Source organism: Bacillus sp. LUNF1 (assembly GCF_011008975.1).
GTDB lineage: Bacteria > Bacillota > Bacilli > Bacillales > Bacillaceae > Bacillus > Bacillus velezensis.
In genome coordinates, this window is the sequence record NZ_CP048876.1 from 1,844,258 (window position 1) to 1,862,939 (window position 18,682).

The window sequence follows — 18,682 nt, forward strand, 5'->3', positions numbered from 1 at the left end:
TATAATGGATACAATTGAAAAGAAATCAGTTGCCACCATTCGTACACTATCTATAGACGCAATTGAAAAAGCGAATTCCGGACATCCGGGCATGCCGATGGGAGCTGCTCCGATGGCATACACGCTGTGGACGAAATTTATGAATGTAAATCCGCAGAATCCGGGCTGGTTTAACCGCGACCGCTTTGTTTTATCAGCAGGCCACGGTTCAATGCTTTTATACAGCATGCTGCATTTAAGCGGATATGACCTCAGCATTGAAGACTTGAAACAGTTCCGTCAATGGGGAAGCAAAACACCGGGACATCCGGAGTTCGGACACACAGCCGGAGTAGACGCAACGACCGGGCCGCTTGGACAGGGTATTGCAATGGCAGTGGGAATGGCAATTGCAGAACGCCATCTGGCTGAGACATATAACCGTGATTCTTTCAACGTAGTTGATCATTATACATACAGTATTTGCGGAGACGGTGATTTAATGGAAGGCATTTCTTCCGAAGCCGCTTCTCTTGCAGGCCATCTTGAATTAGGCCGCCTGATCGTATTATACGATTCTAATGACATTTCTTTAGACGGCGATTTAGACCGTTCTTTCTCTGAAAATGTAAAGCAGCGTTTTGAAGCAATGAACTGGGAAGTTCTTTATGTTGAGGACGGAAACAACATCGCTGAATTGACGGCTGCAATTGAAAAAGCGCGCCAGAATGATAAAAAACCGACTTTGATTGAAGTGAAAACCACGATCGGTTTCGGTTCTCCAAACCGCGCGGGCACATCCGGCGTTCACGGCGCTCCGTTAGGACTAGAAGAGAGCAAGCTGACAAAAGAAGCGTATGCTTGGACGTTTGAAGAAGATTTTTATGTTCCGGAAGAAGTATACGGGCATTTCAATAAAGCGGTAAAAGAAGCCGGCTCGAAAAAAGAACAGGAATGGAATGAACTGTTCGCGGCTTATAAAGAAAAATATCCTGAGCTTGCTGAACAGCTGTCACTCGGCATGAAAGGCGAGCTTCCTAAAGACTGGGATCAGGAAGTTCCCGTTTATGAAAAAGGCAGCAGCCTTGCTTCCCGCGCATCTTCAGGTGAGGTGCTGAACGGGATCGCTAAGAAAATTCCTTTCTTTGTCGGGGGATCTGCTGACCTTGCGGGTTCAAATAAAACGACAATCAAAAATGGAGGAGACTTCACGGCCAAAGACTACGCCGGGAAAAACTTCTGGTTCGGTGTCCGTGAATTTGCGATGGGCGCTGCATTAAACGGAATGGCGCTTCACGGCGGCCTTCGCGTATTCGGCGGCACATTCTTTGTGTTCTCTGATTATTTAAGACCTGCCATTCGTCTGGCGTCATTGATGGGTCTTCCCGTCACTTATGTATTCACACATGACAGTATTGCCGTAGGAGAGGACGGGCCGACTCACGAACCGATTGAGCAGCTTGCTTCTTTACGCGCACTTCCTAACCTTTCTGTGATCAGACCTGCTGACGGAAATGAAACCGCAGCTGCATGGAAGGTTGCCGTTCAAAGCCAAGATCATCCGACAGCTCTTGTATTGACACGCCAAAACCTGCCGACGATTGATCAGCAGGCTGAAGAAGCGTATGCGGGCGTGGAAAAAGGGGCTTATATCGTTTCCAAAGCCCAAACGGAATCACCAGCCGCTCTTCTTTTAGCGACAGGTTCTGAAGTCGGACTTGCGATCGAAGCTCAAGCGAAACTGGCTGAAGAAAACATTCACGTATCTGTAGTCAGCATGCCGAGCTGGGACCGCTTTGAAAAACAATCGGCCGAGTACAAAAACAGCGTGCTTCCTCCGAATGTGACGAAACGTCTTGCGATCGAAATGGGTTCAAGCTTCGGATGGGGCAAATTTACCGGTCTTGAAGGAGACGTTCTCGCAATTGACCGTTTCGGTGCTTCAGCTCCGGGAGAAACAATTATGAAAGAATACGGGTTTACTGCAGAAAACGTGGTTGACCGCGTGAAAAAACTTTTAAACAAATAACGAGACAAAAGAGGATGAGTCAAATCATCCTCTTTTTCCTGATTATGCGACAAAAATAGAAGGGGCGGCATAACAGTAATAGACAATTCTTTTTTTTCTCCTTTTGTATAATAGAAAGCAATAACGAAGCGCTGTAAAAGGGGATGAGGAAATGGAACGTCATTACTATACGCACCTGATAAAGGATGAGTTTGCGAACCACTACTTCGGGCGGGAAACGGCTATGTTTGAGTTGTTTCGAGACTATCATTGGACAGACCTGACACCCCAGGAATATCAAATGACAGAAAAGCAAGTTCAATATATAACGGAACCGATTCCGGTGATACATATGCATCAGCGTCTCCAGCTGCATTTAAACCGAATGAGTTACAGCCGTTTGGATTCCATTTACCGGCTTACACTGCCCGGAGAAAAGGGCCGCGCCACCTTCATGATGAAAGACAGTTTAATTGAGATTGCAGCTTCGGGAGATTATGAGGCGGAAACGATTTTCTTTGAGATTCTGCGTAAAATCAGCCCCTGTTTTCTTGCAATGGATTTCAAGACACGGCGCTACGGGTGGTTAAATCCGGTCAGAGAAAGAAATTTTGTCTAAAAACGAGGAAAAAGAGATGTAAATGTTGTATAATAGCCTTTGGTTTAGTACACTTTAAACTAGACAACATGAAGGAGGAAATAAAATGACTTTATGGGTTGGCATCCTAGTGGGCGTTGTCGCATTGCTCATAGGTGTTGCACTCGGGTTTTTTATTGCTCGTAAATATATGATGAGCTATTTGAAAAAGAATCCGCCTATTAATGAACAAATGTTACGCATGATGATGATGCAAATGGGAATGAAACCTTCTCAAAAGAAAATTAATCAAATGATGAAAGCCATGAATAATCAAGCGAAATAATACGTACAGATTATGATATAGAGATACATGGTTATAAAAATAAAAAACCCGGAGAGGGTTTTTTATTTTGGCGTCATGTTTCACCCCAACTGCCGGTGTGCAGTTCTTTTTGGTATTGTATGAGAAGGTGGTCAAGCTCCTGGCTGAGTTCTATCGTAATGTTTGATGTCATTCCGTTTGTCATGACGATTTTAAGCAGCTCTGCCCGTTTTTTTTCAATTTCATTTAATAGATGCTCTCTAATCACAGGGATATATCCTTTCATACATAAATCTTTCACCTGAGTCGCTATTATTATATCCACATTTATACTGTTTTTCAAATAAGAAGGAGTATAATATCTCGATGTCAAATTAAATTATATAAGCTTTTTCTATAAAAAGTAATCCTTCTCGGGAAAGTGTTAAAAAAATGAAATGATTTTGTCATAACTCGAAGGGAGTGTGTCATCGTGAGTTTTAATTACTTTCTGACGTTTGGGGCCGGATTTCTGTCTTTCATTTCTCCATGCTGCCTGCCGTTGTATCCCGCTTTTTTGTCTTACATAACTGGTGTCAGTATGGACGAGGTGAAAACAGAAAAGGTGATGCTGCAAAAGCGCGGCCTCGTGCATACACTTTGTTTTTTGCTTGGTTTCTCCGTGATTTTTATCGCATTGGGATATGGAACTTCGTTTATCGGCAGTTTTTTTACCCAATATCATGAAGCGATCCGCCAGTTTGGCGCTATCATGCTGATTCTTTTCGGGCTGGTTACTGCCGGTGTGTTTCAGCCGAAATTCATGATGAAAGAGCGGCGCATTCACTTTAAGCGCCGTCCGGAGGGGTTTATCGGTTCGGTTCTGATCGGTCTTGCGTTTGCAGCCGGCTGGTCGCCGTGCAGCGGGCCTATTTTAGGAGCCGTGTTTTCGCTGGCCAATACAAATCCTTCTTCAGCAGTGCCGTATATGTTTTTATATGTTCTCGGATTTGCGATTCCTTTTCTTGTTCTTTCATTTTTTATTACCAGAATGAATTGGATTCGCAAGCATCAGCTGCTTATCATGAAAATCGGCGGCATTCTTATGATTCTGATCGGAGTTATGCTGTTTTTTAACTGGATGAGCTACATTCTGATCGTTCTGTCAAATCTTTTCGGAGGATTTACGGGTCTGTAACGGATTAATAACTTTTGAACTATTATATACCCTTTTGTTTTTGGTACAATAAGACTAGTTAATGTTAAATATGTGGAGGGGAATATGACACGAGTTTTAGTTGTAGATGACGCCAAGTTCATGAGGGTGAAAATCAGAGAGATTCTGGAATCGGCGAATTTCACAGTGGCCGGGGAAGCGGCTGACGGTGAGGAAGCTCTGGCAGTATATCAAAAAATCCGTCCCGACCTGGTGACTATGGATATTACCATGCCGGTCAAAAACGGTATACAGGCGCTGCAGGATATTTTAGCTTTTGACCCGAAAGCCCGGATCATCATGTGCACCGCCATGCGGCAGCAGCGGATCGTTCTGGAAGCGATTGAATTAGGCGCTAAAGACTTTATCGTTAAACCGTTTGAAGCATCTAAAGTGCTGGAGGCCGTAGGCCGGGTAACGGGAACGTAAACGTGTTCTCTTTTCAAATTGGTTTTTTTTATGTTTTTGGAGTATAGTATATAGTATCAAACTCCGTGCAAGCAAAGGAATGATAAAGATGATGATTATAATTTCATCCGTTATTGCAGCGGCCATGGCAATTTCCGTGATGATCGTCAGGATTAAATCCTCCGACAAGCCCGCTTCACCTAAAAAAATAATTCTCCCGCCGATTTTCATGAGTACGGGAGCGCTTATGTTCCTTTTTCCGATTTTCAGAGTGACGGGCGAAGAATTTTTGGAGGCCATTACGCTGGGCGTGATCTTCTCTATTTTTCTGATTAAAACATCTAAATTTGAGATTAAAAATAATGAAATCTATTTAAAACGGTCAAAAGCGTTTGTGTTTATCCTGATTGGTTTGCTGGTTATCAGAATCGCTATGAAATCCATTTTGAGCACGACGATTGATTACGGAGCTTTAAGCGGAATGTTTTGGATTCTTGCTTTCGGAATGATTGTCCCGTGGCGCATCGCGATGTTTTTGTCTTACCGCAAACTTTCGAATGAACTGAAGACCGCTGATATTCAGATGAATTAAAACCTTTCCGTCCGCCGGAAAGGTTTTTTATTTGAGCAGGGCTTGATAAGGAGTAAGATCAATCTGTTTTTCACGGAGATGCTTTTTTAAAAATTGATGATCCCGCTTAGGAGTGGCCAGTATGTAACCCCTGATGATTAAATCACGGTTTATTTGTTCAGCTTCCTCCGCTAAGGAAAGTTCACCGATTTTTCCGGCGATTTTCGCTTTGGCTACATCCCGAAAGAGCTCCGGCACGGGGGCGACCAATTCATCCAAAAACGCCTTGTCACCCTCATTCCATAAGTGCCTGCTTTTTTCAATATAATAGTCCTGCCAATCCAGTTCTGACCGGCCGTCTTCTTTCGGTAAGCGTTTTAAAAATTTTCGAAACATAAAAAACCCGCCGATAGACAGCAATCCGATCATCACGATGACCCAAAATAAAATAAACCACATAAACCAGCCTTCCAGCATTGTTCTATCACCTCCTTACTTTAACCATATTGTAAACGAAGACAGAATAGAAGAACACATGAAAAAAAGAATAGAAAAAATGATAGATGTCCAGTCATTCCGGTTGCTAGAACATATTCTATCGTATAGTGATTCTGCTATTTGGCCATGGGAGATTCACTTTGAGGGTATATGACTGATATGACCGGACAAAAAAGCCGCTTCCATTGAGGGATGAAAGCGGCTTTTTTATGTTATAGAGGAAATTGAAAGGAAAAAGAGGCAGGAGTCTCATTTGGCTCCTTGTTCATGGAGACGGTCAGAATATGGTTGGTGAAATCAGTGAAAATATGTTTGTCATTCAGATAAAAAGGAAGCATCATTTGTTTGTTTAACGTCCGTTCAAGCGTTTTAACAGAGAGCATAAACTCATTTCCCGAAAGAGTGACGGTTATCGCTTGCACCTGTTTCAGCGCCGTCAGGTCGGCTTCAATGATATATTGACGGCTTGTTTCATATAGATCGATCGGCAGCGTCTCGTCATACCAAGCATACGGGTCCTCGTAAAACTGCCGCAGCCATTCTTCCGTATCATCAAATTCTTCAGCGTTTTTTGAGTGATTCATGGAAGCATCCCTCCATATTAAAAAGCCTTGCTATAACGTATGCAGAAGCTTTGAATGGGTGAATGGCACAAAAAAAACAGACACCGTGGTCTGTTTTACATATCGTGGCTTGTATTATGTTTTTGTCTTGTATGGTTGCGGTTTTTCACTTTTTTGCTTCCGCTCAGCGGTTCCGGCTGGCCGGGGTTATGGCCCTTCGGAGCATTTTTATGCATATCTTTACTCGTATTTTTATTTGTCAAGTTAAAGCCTCCTTTTTTAAGGTGTTCCGGCTATTGGTTTGTTTTTCTTTTTTTATTGTTCTGCCGTTCTTCTTCCGTCAGGACGAGCTGGTCATTTTCTATATAGCCCGCGCCTTTGCCTTGGCTTTTCGCATCATTCATGCCGTTCATTACATGATTGGCTTTCCGTTTTACCATGATCATCACCTCAACATTAATATGGCTCTTTACAGCCCGTTGTATGAGGCGGAAAATCGGACAAAATTTACCGACAATCATGCTGATAAGACGATCTTATTGTATTTAATAAAAACATTGATATTTACTTATGTATGATTTTATACTAAGATGAAATTGTGAGAAAATTGTGATGGAATGTGAACATTCATCTAAAGAACGATCTTGATCATTGAAGGGGGATTTTGGAGAATGACAAATCAGCAAAAAGTCGCAACACAAGACGTTTTCCAAGCAAGAAAAACATTTTCTTCAAATGGAAAAACATACAACTACTATTCATTAAAAGCATTGGAAGACGCAGGGGTCGGCAATGTTTCAAAACTTCCTTATTCTATTAAGGTTCTTTTGGAATCCGTTTTGCGTCAGGTAGACGGACGCGTCATTACAAAAGAACATGTTGAAAATTTAGCAAGATGGGGTACTGCTGAATTAAAAGATATCGATGTGCCGTTTAAACCGTCACGGGTTATTCTACAGGACTTTACCGGTGTTCCGGCCGTAGTTGACCTGGCATCTTTAAGAAAAGCCATGGCCTCTGTCGGCGGAGACCCTGATAAAATCAATCCTGAAATTCCGGTTGACCTGGTCATTGACCACTCCGTACAAGTCGACAAAGCCGGTACGGAAGACGCGTTAGCCATTAATATGGACTTAGAATTCGAAAGAAATGCAGAACGTTATAAATTTTTAAGCTGGGCAAAGAAAGCGTTTAACAATTATCAGGCGGTTCCGCCTGCAACAGGTATCGTTCACCAGGTAAACCTTGAGTTTTTGGCAAGTGTCGTTCATACGAAAGAGGAAGACGGAGAACTTGTGACATATCCTGATACTCTGGTGGGAACAGATTCCCATACAACAATGATTAACGGAATCGGCGTCCTCGGCTGGGGTGTCGGCGGTATTGAGGCGGAAGCGGGAATGCTCGGCCAGCCTTCATATTTCCCTGTTCCTGAGGTCATCGGCGCGAAACTTGTCGGAAAATTGCCTAACGGAACGACGGCGACTGACTTGGCGCTCAAAGTCACTCAAGTGCTGCGCGAAAAAGGCGTAGTCAATAAATTTGTTGAATTCTTCGGACCTGGTGTTGCTGAGCTTCCGCTTGCGGATCGTGCGACTATTGCCAATATGGCGCCGGAATACGGAGCGACTTGCGGATTCTTCCCGGTTGACGAGGAAGCACTTTCTTACCTGCGTCTGACCGGCCGTGAAGAAGAGCAGATCGATATTGTGGAAGCATACTGCCGCAACAACGGTTTATTCTATACGCCTGACGCGGAAGAGCCGATTTTTACAGACGTTGTGGAAATTGATCTGTCAAAAATCGAAGCGAACCTTTCAGGACCGAAACGTCCGCAGGATTTAATCCCGCTTTCCGTTATGCAGGAAACGTTTAAAAAACATCTTGTCAGCCCGGCCGGCAACCAAGGATTCGGAGCGGATGCTGCTGAAGAGAACAAAGAAATTTCATTTAAACTTAACAGCGGTGAAGATGCGGTTATGAAAACAGGGGCGATTGCAATCGCCGCTATTACAAGCTGTACGAATACATCAAACCCTTTTGTATTAATCGGTGCCGGATTGGTAGCCAAAAAAGCGGTAGAATTAGGCTTGAAAGTGCCGAATTATGTTAAAACATCACTTGCACCGGGGTCTAAGGTTGTTACTGGATACTTAGTCAACTCAGGCCTGCTTCCTTACATGAAGGAGCTCGGCTTTAACCTCGTAGGGTATGGCTGTACGACATGTATCGGGAACTCCGGCCCGCTTTCTCCAGAGATTGAAGAAGCGGTTGCTAAAAATGATCTCTTGATCACTTCTGTCTTGTCGGGTAACAGAAACTTTGAAGGACGGATCCATCCGCTTGTCAAAGGAAACTACCTTGCGTCACCTCCGCTTGTTGTTGCATACGCATTAGCGGGCACTGTCAATATCAACCTGAAAACGGATCCGATCGGTGTCGGAAATGACGGACAAAATGTTTATTTCGATGACATCTGGCCGTCCATGGATGAAATCAATTCTCTCGTCAAACAGACTGTTACGCCGGAATTATTCCGCAAAGAGTATGAAACGGTATTTGACGACAACCAGCGCTGGAACGAAATCGAAACGACGGATGAAGCGCTGTACAAGTGGGATCAGGATTCCACTTACATTCAAAACCCGCCGTTCTTTGAGGAAATGTCTGTAGAGCCGGGAAAAGTTGAGCCTTTAAGAGGACTTCGCGTTGTCGGCAAATTCGGCGATTCCGTGACGACTGACCACATTTCTCCGGCCGGAGCGATCGGAAAAGACACACCGGCGGGCAAATACCTGCAGGAAAAAGGCGTTTCTCCTCGTGACTTTAACTCTTACGGCTCACGCCGCGGAAACCATGAAGTCATGATGAGAGGAACATTCGCCAATATCCGCATTAAAAACCAAATCGCACCGGGTACAGAAGGCGGATACACAACACATTGGCCTACCGGGAAAGTGACATCTATTTATGATGCCTGCATGCGGTATAAAGAAGATAAAACGGGCCTTGTCGTCCTGGCCGGAAAAGATTACGGAATGGGCTCTTCACGTGACTGGGCTGCAAAAGGAACAAACCTGCTCGGCATCAGAACAGTCATTGCCGAAAGCTTTGAAAGAATTCACAGAAGCAACCTCGTCTTTATGGGTGTGCTGCCGCTCCAGTTCAAACAGGGTGAAAACGCGGATACACTCGGCTTAACCGGTAAGGAAGTCATCGAGGTGGATGTTGATGAATCTGTACGTCCGCGTGACTTGCTGACTGTCAGAGCAATCAGTGAAGATGGTACGGTAAAAACATTTGAAGTCGTTGTCCGTTTTGACAGTGAAGTGGAAATTGATTACTATCGCCACGGCGGCATTTTACAAATGGTGCTTCGCGATAAAATGAAACAGTAGCAGAATGAACAAAGGAGAGAAAGCAGTCTGCTTTCTCTCTTTTTATGCGGGAGGCCTTAAGATGCTTGCGAAATGGCTGGGCGGAATATTACTAATCGGGTTGTTAGTGTATGCGGGCTGGAACATTTATTCTGTACAAAAAAGTCCGAAAGAAGGGACAGAAGAAGGGATGAAAGCCCCTGACTTTACACTTGATACATTGTCAGGAAAAAGCATCTCCCTTTCTGATTATAAAGGAAAAAAAGTGCTCCTCAATTTCTGGGCGACGTGGTGCAAGCCGTGCCGAATGGAAATGCCCGATATGCAGGAGCTGCAGAAAGAATATCCTGATATTGCGGTAGCAGCCGTTAATTTTACATCATCTGAAAAAAATATACAGGCTGTTAAATCATTTGCTGATCATTATCAGCTGACCTTTCCTATTCTGATTGACAAAAGCGGAATTAACGGAGATTTCAACGTGCTTTCTTATCCGACAACATACATATTAGACGAAAAAGGAACCATTTTGCACATTCGCGTAGGCACGATGACAAAAAAAGAAATGAAAGAAAAACTGGATCTCAAATAGAGGTTCAGTTTTTTTATTGTGAAGGGCTTAGGTTTTGAAAAATTGGAAAAAATGAATGAAAACACGGAGGTGAGAAGATTGAAAAAAATGCGAAAACGTTCTTTTCATGAATTGGTTATGGAAAATAAACGTGAGCTGATGACCAATACGGAATATTTGAATCAGCTTGAAGAAAAGCTGGAGCAGCGGTTCAAACAAAAATAACCTTTAATTTGCAGTCATGTTTGCACCTCCTTTTGCAAAATATACTCTTAAGGAGGGATGAACATGGGCATAAACAAGAAAGACGGCCAGCCGCAATACGCTCCGAGCCACTTAGGGACAAAACCCGTTAAATATAAACGCAACAAAGGGGAAAAGTTTCATGACAAGTCAAACGGACATCCGATTGTCATGCAGACGAAAGGCGAATAACATCATCAAAGGAGAGCAGACATTATGACAAACAATTATCAAAAACCGAATCCGGATGACCGCTCCGATAACGTTGAAAAGCTGCAGGATATGGTCCAGAATACAATTGAAAATATAGAAGAAGCCAAAGAATCAATGGAATTTGCGACAGATGAGGAAAAACAGCGCATTCAAGAGAAGAATGCCAGACGCAATGAAAGCATTGAATCGTTCCGCAGTGAAATCCAGGATGAATCGGCTTCAAGAGAAAACGGCTATCAATCATAATAAAAACCAGGGAAACCTGGTTTTTTTCTCTTTCCGGCTCGTTGTGATAAAATGGGGCTAATCTGATAATAAGGGAGCAGAGAACGTTGCATGTGTCAAAAAAAGAAATAGAAGTGCGTTATGCGGAAACAGATCAAATGGGCATCGTCTATCATGCCAATTACTTAGTCTGGATGGAGGTCGGCAGAACGGCGCTGATTAAGGAACTCGGATTCCTTTACAAGGATATGGAAGATAGAGGAGTGCTGTCCCCTGTATTGGATATCAGCATTTCTTATAAAAAGCCGCTCCGCTACGGAGAAACGGCTGTCGTACATACTTGGATTGAAGAATATAACGGATTTAAAACCGTTTACGGCTACCACATCTATAATCCGGATCAAGAACTTGCCATCAAAGCGACATCCTCCCATATATGCGTTGATAAAGAGAGCTTCAAACCGATTCAGTTTCGCAAAGCTTTTCCTGATTGGCATGCCGCTTACGAAAAGGCAAAAAAATAAGGAGCGGCTGCAGTTATGGCATTTGGAATTACGCGTAAGGAACTGGAAAGGTGGAAGCGGGATGTATCGGAAGGGAAAATCGCTTTTTTAACGCATTACTGGCTGGACGACCGCTTTCCGGAGGCTAAGACCGTGACGAAGGCCGGTTCAAGCGATCTCAATAAGCTGATCAGATGGGGAGCGGAGTATGGGCTGAAGCCGGAGTGGATTCACCATAAAAATGAATTTCCCCACTTTGACCTGCTCGGTGATACGCAAAGAAGCATATTAGAAAAAGAACGTCTGACTGATCATCTCAAAAGGTTCAGGCTGTAAAAAAAAGAACGCATCCGCTGCGTTCTTTTTTTTACACGTAATCAAATACCGGCTCTTCCGCCTGATCTGAATATGTGACTGACAAATCATGATTATCAAAGTACCATAAGTCGCTTTCTTCAATAAAAAAGGTAATGCCTTCAACTTCCGTGCTGGTGCCGATGTTCATCGGCCGGTCTTTTAAAATGCCGAGAGAAAAGCCTTTCTGAACGTTGCTGCATCCCCCGTAACGGACAAAGAAACGGACATGGTCGCCTGTTTCCAGATCGAGCTCTTCTTTGTACCAATCCAGCGCGCCTTTCGTTACTTTCATGTTCATCCGGAACACTCCCTTTTTGTTTCTCATATAAAGAAATTATCTCTATTATAAACGCATATGGCATTTTGATGTCAAAATTGAAGTTTCATCAAAACCATTTGATCTTCGGTTCTGTTTTGTTTATAATCCGTTTGATGTTTGCCCTGTGTCTGTAGATAACAAACGCGGTCAAAAGCGTCACTACGATTAATAAATAAGGGTCTTTTACAAACAGACAGTAAATAATCGTATAAATCCCTGTTAACATTGAAGACAGAGAAACAAATTTCGTAAGGAATAAAAATACGAAAAATACTGCAACCATCGTAACGAATAACAGCGGAGCATAAAACAGCAGGACGCCCCCTGATGTGGCTACGGCTTTGCCTCCTTTAAACTTTGCGAACACGGGGAATACATGGCCGATCACTGCTGCCACCCCTGCGAGAAGAGGATGAATGGGGATGTGCAGTAAATATGGGAGCGCCGCGGCCAGGGTGCCTTTTAAAATATCGGCTGCGACGACGACAGATCCCGCTTTAACGCCAAGCGTGCGAAAAGCATTTGTAGCGCCCAAATTGCCGCTTCCGTGTTCTCTAATATCGATCCCTTTCGCAAGTTTGCCTACGATTAAACCTGACGGGATGCTGCCTATTACATAGGCCAAAATAATCAATAAAGCAATCAACATCTACATTTCTCCTTTTCAATGTCCCTTCACTCTATTTTAACACGAGTTGTTACCGTCTGATGACAAGTTTTTTTGAGAATTAAGCTGACAAAGCGCTTTTTTTGATTCCGGCAAAGCGGTCATGTACAATATATCAAAAGGAGATGGTAAAGATGCAAAATCCTTCAAAATCAGAGATTAAAGAAATTCTGGACCGGAGCAAACGGATCGCAGTCGTCGGGCTGTCAGACCGTCCCGACCGGACTTCTTACATGGTTTCCAAAGCGATGCAGGATGAAGGGTATGAAATTATTCCCGTCAATCCAACGATTGATGAGGCGCTTGGCGTTAAAGCCGTCGCTTCATTAAAAGACGTGGAAGGACCGATTGATATCGTGAATGTATTCAGACGCTCTGAGCAGCTTCCCGGCGTCGCTGAAGAATTTTTACAGACGGACGCTCCCGTTTTTTGGGCGCAGCAGGGTCTTGCAAATGAAGAAGCGTATCGCATGATTACAGACAAAGGACGGACGGCTGTTATGGATTTATGTATAAAAGTCGCCCGCGCTGTTATAAAATAGGAACAAAAAAGGCAAAAATCCTTGGCAAATCAGGGGTTTTTGCTTTTTTATTGAAAGAATACTCTTTGCGTATGATGATGAAACAGATACAATAAAGCATGAACAGCTTTTTTAGAAACCCCTTTATACAGGGGTTTACAGTCTGTTTGCGATGGCCCGCATAAAGCTATATAATAGAAAGCGAACTCATGTTCTTATCCGCCGAAAAGGGCACCAAAAAGATGAAAAGCCGTTCGAATGTATGTCTTGCGGCCTAAAAAACGAGCCATTCGCTTAAATATGTTGCGAAATCAAGCATATTGGTTATAATTGTGAGTCCGAGGAGAATTGGACCGAAGCTTGCGCATACTGAAAAACAAAGACATGAAAACATTTAAAAAAGAGAATGATTAAGAGCAGGTTTTTTGAAAGGGGTTTGTACGTTTGGCTAGAAAACAGCAATTTGATTACAACGAAGATGCCATACAGGTGCTTGAAGGCCTGGAAGCCGTCAGAAAACGACCGGGAATGTACATCGGTTCGACGGACGCACGCGGCCTGCACCATCTGGTATATGAGATCGTCGACAATTCCGTCGATGAAGTTCTTGCCGGCTACGGAGATCATATTATCGTAACGATACATAAGGACAACAGCATCTCTGTACAGGACAGAGGACGCGGAATGCCGACCGGGATGCATAAGCTCGGAAAGCCGACGCCGGAAGTTATTTTCACCGTGCTGCATGCCGGGGGGAAATTCGGACAGGGCGGCTATAAAACAAGCGGCGGTCTGCATGGTGTCGGCGCATCTGTCGTAAACGCATTATCGGAGTGGCTGACAGTTACTATTGAGCGTGACGGATATGTTTATAAACAGCGGTTTGAAAACGGCGGCAAGCCCGTGACTTCACTTGAAAAAATCGGAACGACCAAAAAAACGGGAACGCTTACCCATTTTAAACCTGATCCGTCAATGTTCAGCGCAACGGTTTATAATTTTGACACGCTGTCAGAACGTCTGCGCGAATCGGCTTTCTTGTTAAAAGGTTTGAAAATAGAATTAATTGATGAACGGAACGGCGTAAAAGAAGTATTTTATTATGAGAACGGAATTGAAGCATTTGTCGCTTATTTAAACGAGGAAAAAGACGCTTTATGCGAAGTGGTTTCCTTTGAAGGCGAGCATCATGACATTGAAGTCGATTTCGCGTTTCAGTTTAATGACGGGTATTCAGAAAATATGCTGTCATTCGTTAATAACGTCAGAACAAAGGACGGCGGCACCCACGAATCAGGAGCCAAAACGGCAATGACAAGAGCGTTTAACGAGTATGCGCGAAAGGTCGCCCTTTTAAAAGAGAAAGACAAGAACCTTGAAGGCTCCGATATCAGGGAAGGTTTGTCCGCAATTATTTCCGTGCGTATCCCGGAGGAACTGCTGCAATTTGAAGGCCAGACGAAAGGGAAGCTTGGCACAAGTGAGGCGAGATCCGCCGCGGACGCCGTCATTTCCGAGAATCTTGCTTATTTCTTGGAAGAAAACCGCGATACGGCAACCCTGCTTGTCAAAAAAGCGATTAAAGCCAGCCAGGCCCGTGAAGCAGCCCGTAAAGCGAGAGAAGAAGCGAGAAGCGGCAAAAAGCGCAAAAAATCAGAAGCGACGCTGAGCGGAAAACTCACACCGGCCGGTTCCAGAAATCCGGCGAAGAATGAATTGTATCTTGTGGAAGGAGACTCTGCGGGAGGTTCTGCAAAACAGGGAAGAGACCGGAAATTCCAAGCCGTGCTGCCCCTTCGCGGAAAGGTCATCAACACAGAGAAAGCAAAGCTTGCAGACATCTTCAAAAATGAAGAAATCAATACGATTATTCATGCGATCGGAGGCGGTGTCGGCGCAGATTTTGAGATAGACGACATCAACTATGACAAGATCATTATCATGACGGACGCGGATACCGACGGCGCGCACATTCAAGTCTTGCTGTTAACGTTTTTCTACCGCTATATGAAACCTTTAATCGAGCACGGAAAAGTCTTTATCGCCCTTCCGCCTCTTTACAAAGTGAGCAAAGGAAGCGGTAAGAAAGAGATTATTGAATATGCTTGGTCCGACGAAGAAATGGACGGCGTTTTAAAGAAAGTCGGCAAAGGGTATACCATCCAGCGCTATAAAGGTCTGGGAGAAATGAACGCAGACCAGCTCTGGGAAACGACGATGAATCCCGAATCGCGAACGCTCGTCAGAGTCAAGATCGACGATGCGGCACGGGTAGAGCGCCGCGTAACGACATTAATGGGAGACAAAGTAGAACCGAGAAGAAAATGGATTGAAAAGAATGTTGCCTTCGGATTAGATGAGGAAAGCAATATTTTAGAAAATGAAAACTTGTCGGTCGCTGAGGAGGTTTAATAGTGGCACAGCCAGAATTATTTCATGATTTACCGTTAGAAGAAGTAATCGGCGACCGTTTCGGACGCTACAGTAAATACATTATTCAAGACAGGGCGCTGCCCGACGCCCGTGACGGTTTAAAGCCGGTGCAGCGGAGAATTTTATACGCCATGCACGCAGACGGAAATACATTCGATAAAAATTTCCGTAAAGCGGCAAAAACGGTCGGAAACGTTATCGGTAATTATCATCCGCACGGTGATAGTTCCGTTTATGAAGCGATGGTGCGGATGAGCCAGGATTGGAAAGTGCGGAATGTGCTGATTGAGATGCACGGCAACAACGGAAGCATTGACGGTGATCCGCCGGCTGCCATGCGTTATACGGAAGCGAGATTATCTTCTATCGCGTCAGAGCTTTTGCGTGATATTGATAAAAATACGGTTGAATTCGTTCCGAACTTTGATGACACTAGTAAAGAACCGGTTGTTTTGCCCGCCATGTTCCCTAACTTGCTTGTCAACGGATCAACCGGGATTTCAGCGGGCTATGCGACTGATATTCCCCCTCATCATCTGGGTGAGGTCATTGATGCCGTCATTAAACGGATTGAATCTCCGGATTGCACCGTCGATGACTTGATGCAGGTGATTAAAGGGCCTGACTTTCCGACAGGAGGCATTATTCAAGGAGTCGACGGCATTCGGAAGGCTTATGAAACCGGTAAAGGCAAAATTATTATCCGCGGCAAGGCTGAAGTGGAATCCGTAAGAGGCGGACGGGAGCAGATCGTCATTACAGAAATTCCGTTTGAAGTAAACAAAGCCAATCTCGTAAAGAAAATGGACGAATACCGCATAGACAAAAAAGTCGAAGGCATTTCTGAAGTCCGGGATGAAACTGACCGCACGGGGCTTCGGGTGGTCGTTGAGTTAAAGAAAGAAGCCGATGCAAAAGGCATTTTGAACTTCTTATATAAAAACACTGATCTGCAGACAACATATAACTTTAATATGGTCGCCATACATAACCGCCGGCCGATGCTGATGAGTCTTACGGCCATCCTGGATGCGTATATTTCCCATCAGAAGGAAGTGGTGACAAACCGCTCCGTCTTTGAATTGCAAAAAGCAAAAGAGCGGCACCACATCGTTGAAGGATTGATGAAGGCACTGTCTGTGTTAGATGAGGTCATAGCCGTCATCCGGGCAAGCAGCGACAAGAAAGATGCGAAGCAAAACTTAATGTCTAAATTCGCATTTACGGAGCCGCAGGCCGAAGCTATCGTATCCTTGCAGCTGTATCGTCTGACAAACACGGATATTACGGCGTTAAAAGAGGAAGCGGAAGAGCTCAGCAAGAAAATTCAGGAGCTCGAAGCCATTTTAAGTCATGATAAAAAGCTGTTAAAAGTCATTACAAGCAGCCTGAAAAAATTGAAAAAGACCTATGCTGACAGCAGACGGTCTGTCATTGAAGAAAAGATTGAGGAAATTAAAATCAATCTTGAAGTCATGGTTGCCTCTGAGGACGTATATGTGACAGTCACAAAAGACGGCTATGTAAAACGAACAAGCCAGCGGTCATTTGCCGCTTCTAACGGCCAGGATTTCGGTATGAAGGATACTGACAGGCTGATTCACCAATTTGAAATGAATACAACGGATGTTCTCCTGCTCTTTACCAATAAGGGAAGCTATGTTTATTGTCCGGTTCACCAGCTTCCTGATATCAGGTGGAAAGACATGGGGCAGCACGTAACGAACATCATCACGATTGACCGTGATGAAACCATCGTGAAAGCTATACCGGTAAAAGAATTTGATCCATCTTCATATTTATTATTTATGACGAAAAACGGCATGGTGAAAAGAACTGAAATGACGCATTACAAAGCGCAGCGTTACTCGAAAGCGCTTGTTGCCCTTAACCTTAAAGGGGACGACGAGCTGATTGATGTTCATGTCACAGACGGCGGCAGCCAGCTGTTTATCGCCACCCGCCTCGGGTACGGTTTATGGTTCGGTGAAGATGAAGTAAATGTAGTCGGTGCCCGTGCGGCCGGCGTAAAGGGCATAAATTTAAAAGACGGTGATACCGTCGTATCAGGGCAAATCCTGCATGAGACAGATTCGCTTATCCTCGTCACACAGCGGGGAGCAATCAAGCGGATGAACCTATCTGAATTCGAAAAAACATCCAGAGCGAAGCGCGGTGTCATCATGCTGCGTGAACTTAAAAAGAACCCGCATCGTGTTGTCGGCGTATTCGCGTGCGCTTTGGCCGACATGATCGCTGCGGAAACAGAAAAAGGCGAGAGAATCGAAATCGCCGTGAAGTCCTTGCGGGCGAATGACCGATACAGCAACGGTTCCTTCTTTACCGATGAAGATGAGACAGGGCCGGTAACAGATGTATGGCGTATACCCGCGTCTGATGTTTAAAAGTAAAAATAAAATAAAAAAAACCTCCGCTCATTGAGCGGAGGTTTTATTATTTAGCTTTCATGGTTGCCGAATAAGTCAGTGATAGCGTGAATGACTTCGATTCCCTGCCATACAAATAAATTCAATGCGGTGAATGAAAACAACCCTAAAATCACCATTCGTAAGATAAACAACATGTTTAACAACCTCCTCATTTTATGTTACATAGATAGGCGATGTTGAACATGAAGCTCATCGAAATACGAGGACTGATAAAATTTAGCGATTAAAAAGCTTTTCTTTCGCTGTCTTCTCCGGGAAGCGGGGCGTCTCCTGTCTGATATCACGATCAGTGAGACAGAAGCGGCAAAAAGCGCCGTCAAGATATATGAGCCCGTCAGCGATTTTTTCTCATCATCAGCATTTTGGCCGGCCTTCATTTCGTGCATTTCCTGCTGGTCGGCTACCGCTTTAAAATGATGAGCAGTATCAAACGCATGGGGAATGGAGAGCAAATGAAAGCTTGCAATCGCTAAAAATAAAATAGAAGCTTTTAAAAACAAGATTTTTTTCAAATGTTCTCCCCCCTTCATAAGTCTGAATATTTTTATTATAATACCCTAATTTAAATGTAAAGTAAACATATTTATTAAATTTAAAAAATTATTATCCTGGTTAAGTATATACCATTCCATCCATCTTTTCATCTCTTTTTTCTTAAAGACCTATTTGTTATGATATG

Annotated in this window: 25 protein-coding genes; 16 read left to right on the top strand and 9 right to left on the bottom strand. The window is 44.0% G+C overall.

What is annotated here, in order from left to right:
- Positions 1-4: 4 nt before the first annotated feature.
- From tkt to G4O42_RS08995, 3 genes are all read left to right on the top strand, one after another.
- Positions 5-2,008 carry a transketolase gene (gene tkt, locus G4O42_RS08985; RefSeq protein WP_032875043.1) on the top strand — a complete coding sequence of 668 codons (2,004 nt, stop codon included), beginning with the start codon at positions 5-7 and terminating at the stop codon, positions 2,006-2,008.
- Between the two features lie 151 nt (positions 2,009-2,159).
- Entirely contained in the window at positions 2,160-2,606 is a 447-nt protein-coding gene (sirA, locus tag G4O42_RS08990) for a sporulation inhibitor of replication protein SirA (protein WP_003153995.1), read from the top strand.
- An 85-nt stretch (positions 2,607-2,691) separates the two neighbouring features.
- Entirely contained in the window at positions 2,692-2,910 is a 219-nt protein-coding gene (locus tag G4O42_RS08995) for a YneF family protein (RefSeq protein WP_003153994.1), read from the top strand.
- Positions 2,911-2,983: 73 nt separating this feature from the next.
- On the opposite strand, the gene G4O42_RS09000 is transcribed toward G4O42_RS08995, so the two are convergent.
- Positions 2,984-3,157, bottom strand: coding sequence for an aspartyl-phosphate phosphatase Spo0E family protein (locus G4O42_RS09000; protein ID WP_012117647.1), 174 nt, complete (start codon positions 3,155-3,157; stop codon positions 2,984-2,986).
- 201 nt (positions 3,158-3,358) lie between these two features.
- Between G4O42_RS09000 and G4O42_RS09005 the strand changes: the two genes are divergently transcribed.
- The 3 genes from G4O42_RS09005 to G4O42_RS09015 all read left to right on the top strand — a co-directional run bounded on the left by G4O42_RS09005 (position 3,359) and on the right by G4O42_RS09015 (position 5,084).
- Positions 3,359-4,066, top strand: coding sequence for a cytochrome c biogenesis protein CcdA (locus tag G4O42_RS09005; protein ID WP_087920767.1), 708 nt, complete (start codon positions 3,359-3,361; stop codon positions 4,064-4,066).
- Between the two features lie 84 nt (positions 4,067-4,150).
- Positions 4,151-4,513 (top strand): response regulator, encoded by a 363-nt coding sequence (locus G4O42_RS09010; protein WP_032875045.1) that lies wholly within the window; start codon positions 4,151-4,153, stop codon positions 4,511-4,513.
- 79 nt (positions 4,514-4,592) lie between these two features.
- Complete coding sequence (locus tag G4O42_RS09015) at positions 4,593-5,084, top strand: CcdC family protein (protein ID WP_007611735.1); 492 nt, start codon at positions 4,593-4,595, stop codon at positions 5,082-5,084.
- A gap of 27 nt (positions 5,085-5,111) precedes the next feature.
- Here G4O42_RS09015 and G4O42_RS09020 read toward each other — a convergent pair whose 3' ends face one another.
- The 4 genes from G4O42_RS09020 to sspO all read right to left on the bottom strand — a co-directional run bounded on the left by G4O42_RS09020 (position 5,112) and on the right by sspO (position 6,564).
- A complete protein-coding gene (locus tag G4O42_RS09020) occupies positions 5,112-5,540 on the bottom strand; it encodes a DUF2621 domain-containing protein (protein WP_007410325.1) in 429 nt (142 codons plus the stop codon).
- Positions 5,541-5,773: 233 nt separating this feature from the next.
- Complete coding sequence (locus G4O42_RS09025; protein WP_007410324.1) at positions 5,774-6,145, bottom strand: Hsp20/alpha crystallin family protein; 372 nt, start codon at positions 6,143-6,145, stop codon at positions 5,774-5,776.
- A 95-nt stretch (positions 6,146-6,240) separates the two neighbouring features.
- Entirely contained in the window at positions 6,241-6,387 is a 147-nt protein-coding gene (locus tag G4O42_RS09030) for a small acid-soluble spore protein P (RefSeq protein WP_003153984.1), read from the bottom strand.
- 30 nt (positions 6,388-6,417) lie between these two features.
- On the bottom strand, positions 6,418-6,564 hold the full coding sequence (gene sspO, locus G4O42_RS09035) for an acid-soluble spore protein SspO (protein ID WP_032875047.1): 147 nt from the start codon (positions 6,562-6,564) through the stop codon (positions 6,418-6,420).
- Positions 6,565-6,795: 231 nt separating this feature from the next.
- Between sspO and acnA the strand changes: the two genes are divergently transcribed.
- The 7 genes from acnA to G4O42_RS09070 all read left to right on the top strand — a co-directional run bounded on the left by acnA (position 6,796) and on the right by G4O42_RS09070 (position 11,592).
- The gene (gene acnA, locus G4O42_RS09040; protein ID WP_032875049.1) at positions 6,796-9,522 is read left to right on the top strand and encodes an aconitate hydratase AcnA; all 2,727 of its coding nucleotides are present in this window, start codon (positions 6,796-6,798) and stop codon (positions 9,520-9,522) included.
- Between the two features lie 61 nt (positions 9,523-9,583).
- Positions 9,584-10,093 (top strand): TlpA family protein disulfide reductase, encoded by a 510-nt coding sequence (locus G4O42_RS09045; RefSeq protein ID WP_032875051.1) that lies wholly within the window; start codon positions 9,584-9,586, stop codon positions 10,091-10,093.
- Between the two features lie 78 nt (positions 10,094-10,171).
- Entirely contained in the window at positions 10,172-10,297 is a 126-nt protein-coding gene (locus G4O42_RS09050) for an FbpB family small basic protein (RefSeq protein ID WP_012117651.1), read from the top strand.
- A 63-nt stretch (positions 10,298-10,360) separates the two neighbouring features.
- Complete coding sequence (locus G4O42_RS09055) at positions 10,361-10,507, top strand: acid-soluble spore protein N (RefSeq protein WP_003153977.1); 147 nt, start codon at positions 10,361-10,363, stop codon at positions 10,505-10,507.
- Positions 10,508-10,531: 24 nt separating this feature from the next.
- On the top strand, positions 10,532-10,774 hold the full coding sequence (tlp, locus tag G4O42_RS09060; RefSeq protein WP_032875053.1) for a small acid-soluble spore protein Tlp: 243 nt from the start codon (positions 10,532-10,534) through the stop codon (positions 10,772-10,774).
- Positions 10,775-10,860: 86 nt separating this feature from the next.
- Positions 10,861-11,277 carry a YbgC/FadM family acyl-CoA thioesterase gene (locus G4O42_RS09065; protein ID WP_003153973.1) on the top strand — a complete coding sequence of 139 codons (417 nt, stop codon included), beginning with the start codon at positions 10,861-10,863 and terminating at the stop codon, positions 11,275-11,277.
- 15 nt (positions 11,278-11,292) lie between these two features.
- Complete coding sequence (locus G4O42_RS09070) at positions 11,293-11,592, top strand: hypothetical protein (RefSeq protein WP_007611759.1); 300 nt, start codon at positions 11,293-11,295, stop codon at positions 11,590-11,592.
- A 31-nt stretch (positions 11,593-11,623) separates the two neighbouring features.
- Here G4O42_RS09070 and G4O42_RS09075 read toward each other — a convergent pair whose 3' ends face one another.
- Together G4O42_RS09075 and plsY are read right to left on the bottom strand one after the other, a co-directional pair.
- Positions 11,624-11,911, bottom strand: coding sequence for a HesB/YadR/YfhF family protein (locus G4O42_RS09075; RefSeq protein ID WP_007410318.1), 288 nt, complete (start codon positions 11,909-11,911; stop codon positions 11,624-11,626).
- 88 nt (positions 11,912-11,999) lie between these two features.
- Positions 12,000-12,581, bottom strand: coding sequence for a glycerol-3-phosphate 1-O-acyltransferase PlsY (gene plsY / locus G4O42_RS09080; RefSeq protein WP_032875054.1), 582 nt, complete (start codon positions 12,579-12,581; stop codon positions 12,000-12,002).
- Positions 12,582-12,733: 152 nt separating this feature from the next.
- On the opposite strand from plsY, the gene G4O42_RS09085 reads away from it, so the two are divergent.
- From G4O42_RS09085 to parC, 3 genes are all read left to right on the top strand, one after another.
- Complete coding sequence (locus G4O42_RS09085; protein ID WP_007410316.1) at positions 12,734-13,141, top strand: CoA-binding protein; 408 nt, start codon at positions 12,734-12,736, stop codon at positions 13,139-13,141.
- 423 nt (positions 13,142-13,564) lie between these two features.
- Complete coding sequence (gene parE, locus G4O42_RS09090) at positions 13,565-15,532, top strand: DNA topoisomerase IV subunit B (RefSeq protein ID WP_032875055.1); 1,968 nt, start codon at positions 13,565-13,567, stop codon at positions 15,530-15,532.
- Positions 15,533-15,534: 2 nt separating this feature from the next.
- Positions 15,535-17,958, top strand: coding sequence for a DNA topoisomerase IV subunit A (gene parC / locus G4O42_RS09095; RefSeq protein ID WP_032875056.1), 2,424 nt, complete (start codon positions 15,535-15,537; stop codon positions 17,956-17,958).
- 53 nt (positions 17,959-18,011) lie between these two features.
- Here the strand turns inward: parC and G4O42_RS20090 are convergent, their stop codons facing one another.
- Positions 18,012-18,137 carry a hypothetical protein gene (locus G4O42_RS20090; protein ID WP_007410313.1) on the bottom strand — a complete coding sequence of 42 codons (126 nt, stop codon included), beginning with the start codon at positions 18,135-18,137 and terminating at the stop codon, positions 18,012-18,014.
- A gap of 24 nt (positions 18,138-18,161) precedes the next feature.
- Entirely contained in the window at positions 18,162-18,515 is a 354-nt protein-coding gene (locus G4O42_RS09100) for a hypothetical protein (protein WP_003153956.1), read from the bottom strand.
- Positions 18,516-18,682 lie beyond the last annotated feature (167 nt).

Coding starts and splice junctions, on each gene's coding strand:
- G4O42_RS09045 (WP_032875051.1), top strand. CDS start 9,584: ATGCTTGCGAAATGGCTGGGCGGAATATTACTAATCGGGTTGTTAGTG.
- G4O42_RS09085 (WP_007410316.1), top strand. CDS start 12,734: ATGCAAAATCCTTCAAAATCAGAGATTAAAGAAATTCTGGACCGGAGC.
- G4O42_RS09055 (WP_003153977.1), top strand. CDS start 10,361: ATGGGCATAAACAAGAAAGACGGCCAGCCGCAATACGCTCCGAGCCAC.
- G4O42_RS08995 (WP_003153994.1), top strand. CDS start 2,692: ATGACTTTATGGGTTGGCATCCTAGTGGGCGTTGTCGCATTGCTCATA.
- tkt (WP_032875043.1), top strand. CDS start 5: ATGGATACAATTGAAAAGAAATCAGTTGCCACCATTCGTACACTATCT.
- G4O42_RS09020 (WP_007410325.1), bottom strand. CDS start 5,540: ATGCTGGAAGGCTGGTTTATGTGGTTTATTTTATTTTGGGTCATCGTG.
- sirA (WP_003153995.1), top strand. CDS start 2,160: ATGGAACGTCATTACTATACGCACCTGATAAAGGATGAGTTTGCGAAC.
- G4O42_RS09015 (WP_007611735.1), top strand. CDS start 4,593: ATGATAAAGATGATGATTATAATTTCATCCGTTATTGCAGCGGCCATG.
- acnA (WP_032875049.1), top strand. CDS start 6,796: ATGACAAATCAGCAAAAAGTCGCAACACAAGACGTTTTCCAAGCAAGA.
- tlp (WP_032875053.1), top strand. CDS start 10,532: ATGACAAACAATTATCAAAAACCGAATCCGGATGACCGCTCCGATAAC.
- sspO (WP_032875047.1), bottom strand. CDS start 6,564: ATGGTAAAACGGAAAGCCAATCATGTAATGAACGGCATGAATGATGCG.
- plsY (WP_032875054.1), bottom strand. CDS start 12,581: ATGTTGATTGCTTTATTGATTATTTTGGCCTATGTAATAGGCAGCATC.
- G4O42_RS09070 (WP_007611759.1), top strand. CDS start 11,293: ATGGCATTTGGAATTACGCGTAAGGAACTGGAAAGGTGGAAGCGGGAT.
- G4O42_RS09075 (WP_007410318.1), bottom strand. CDS start 11,911: ATGAACATGAAAGTAACGAAAGGCGCGCTGGATTGGTACAAAGAAGAG.
- G4O42_RS09010 (WP_032875045.1), top strand. CDS start 4,151: ATGACACGAGTTTTAGTTGTAGATGACGCCAAGTTCATGAGGGTGAAA.
- G4O42_RS20090 (WP_007410313.1), bottom strand. CDS start 18,137: ATGTTGTTTATCTTACGAATGGTGATTTTAGGGTTGTTTTCATTCACC.
- G4O42_RS09025 (WP_007410324.1), bottom strand. CDS start 6,145: ATGAATCACTCAAAAAACGCTGAAGAATTTGATGATACGGAAGAATGG.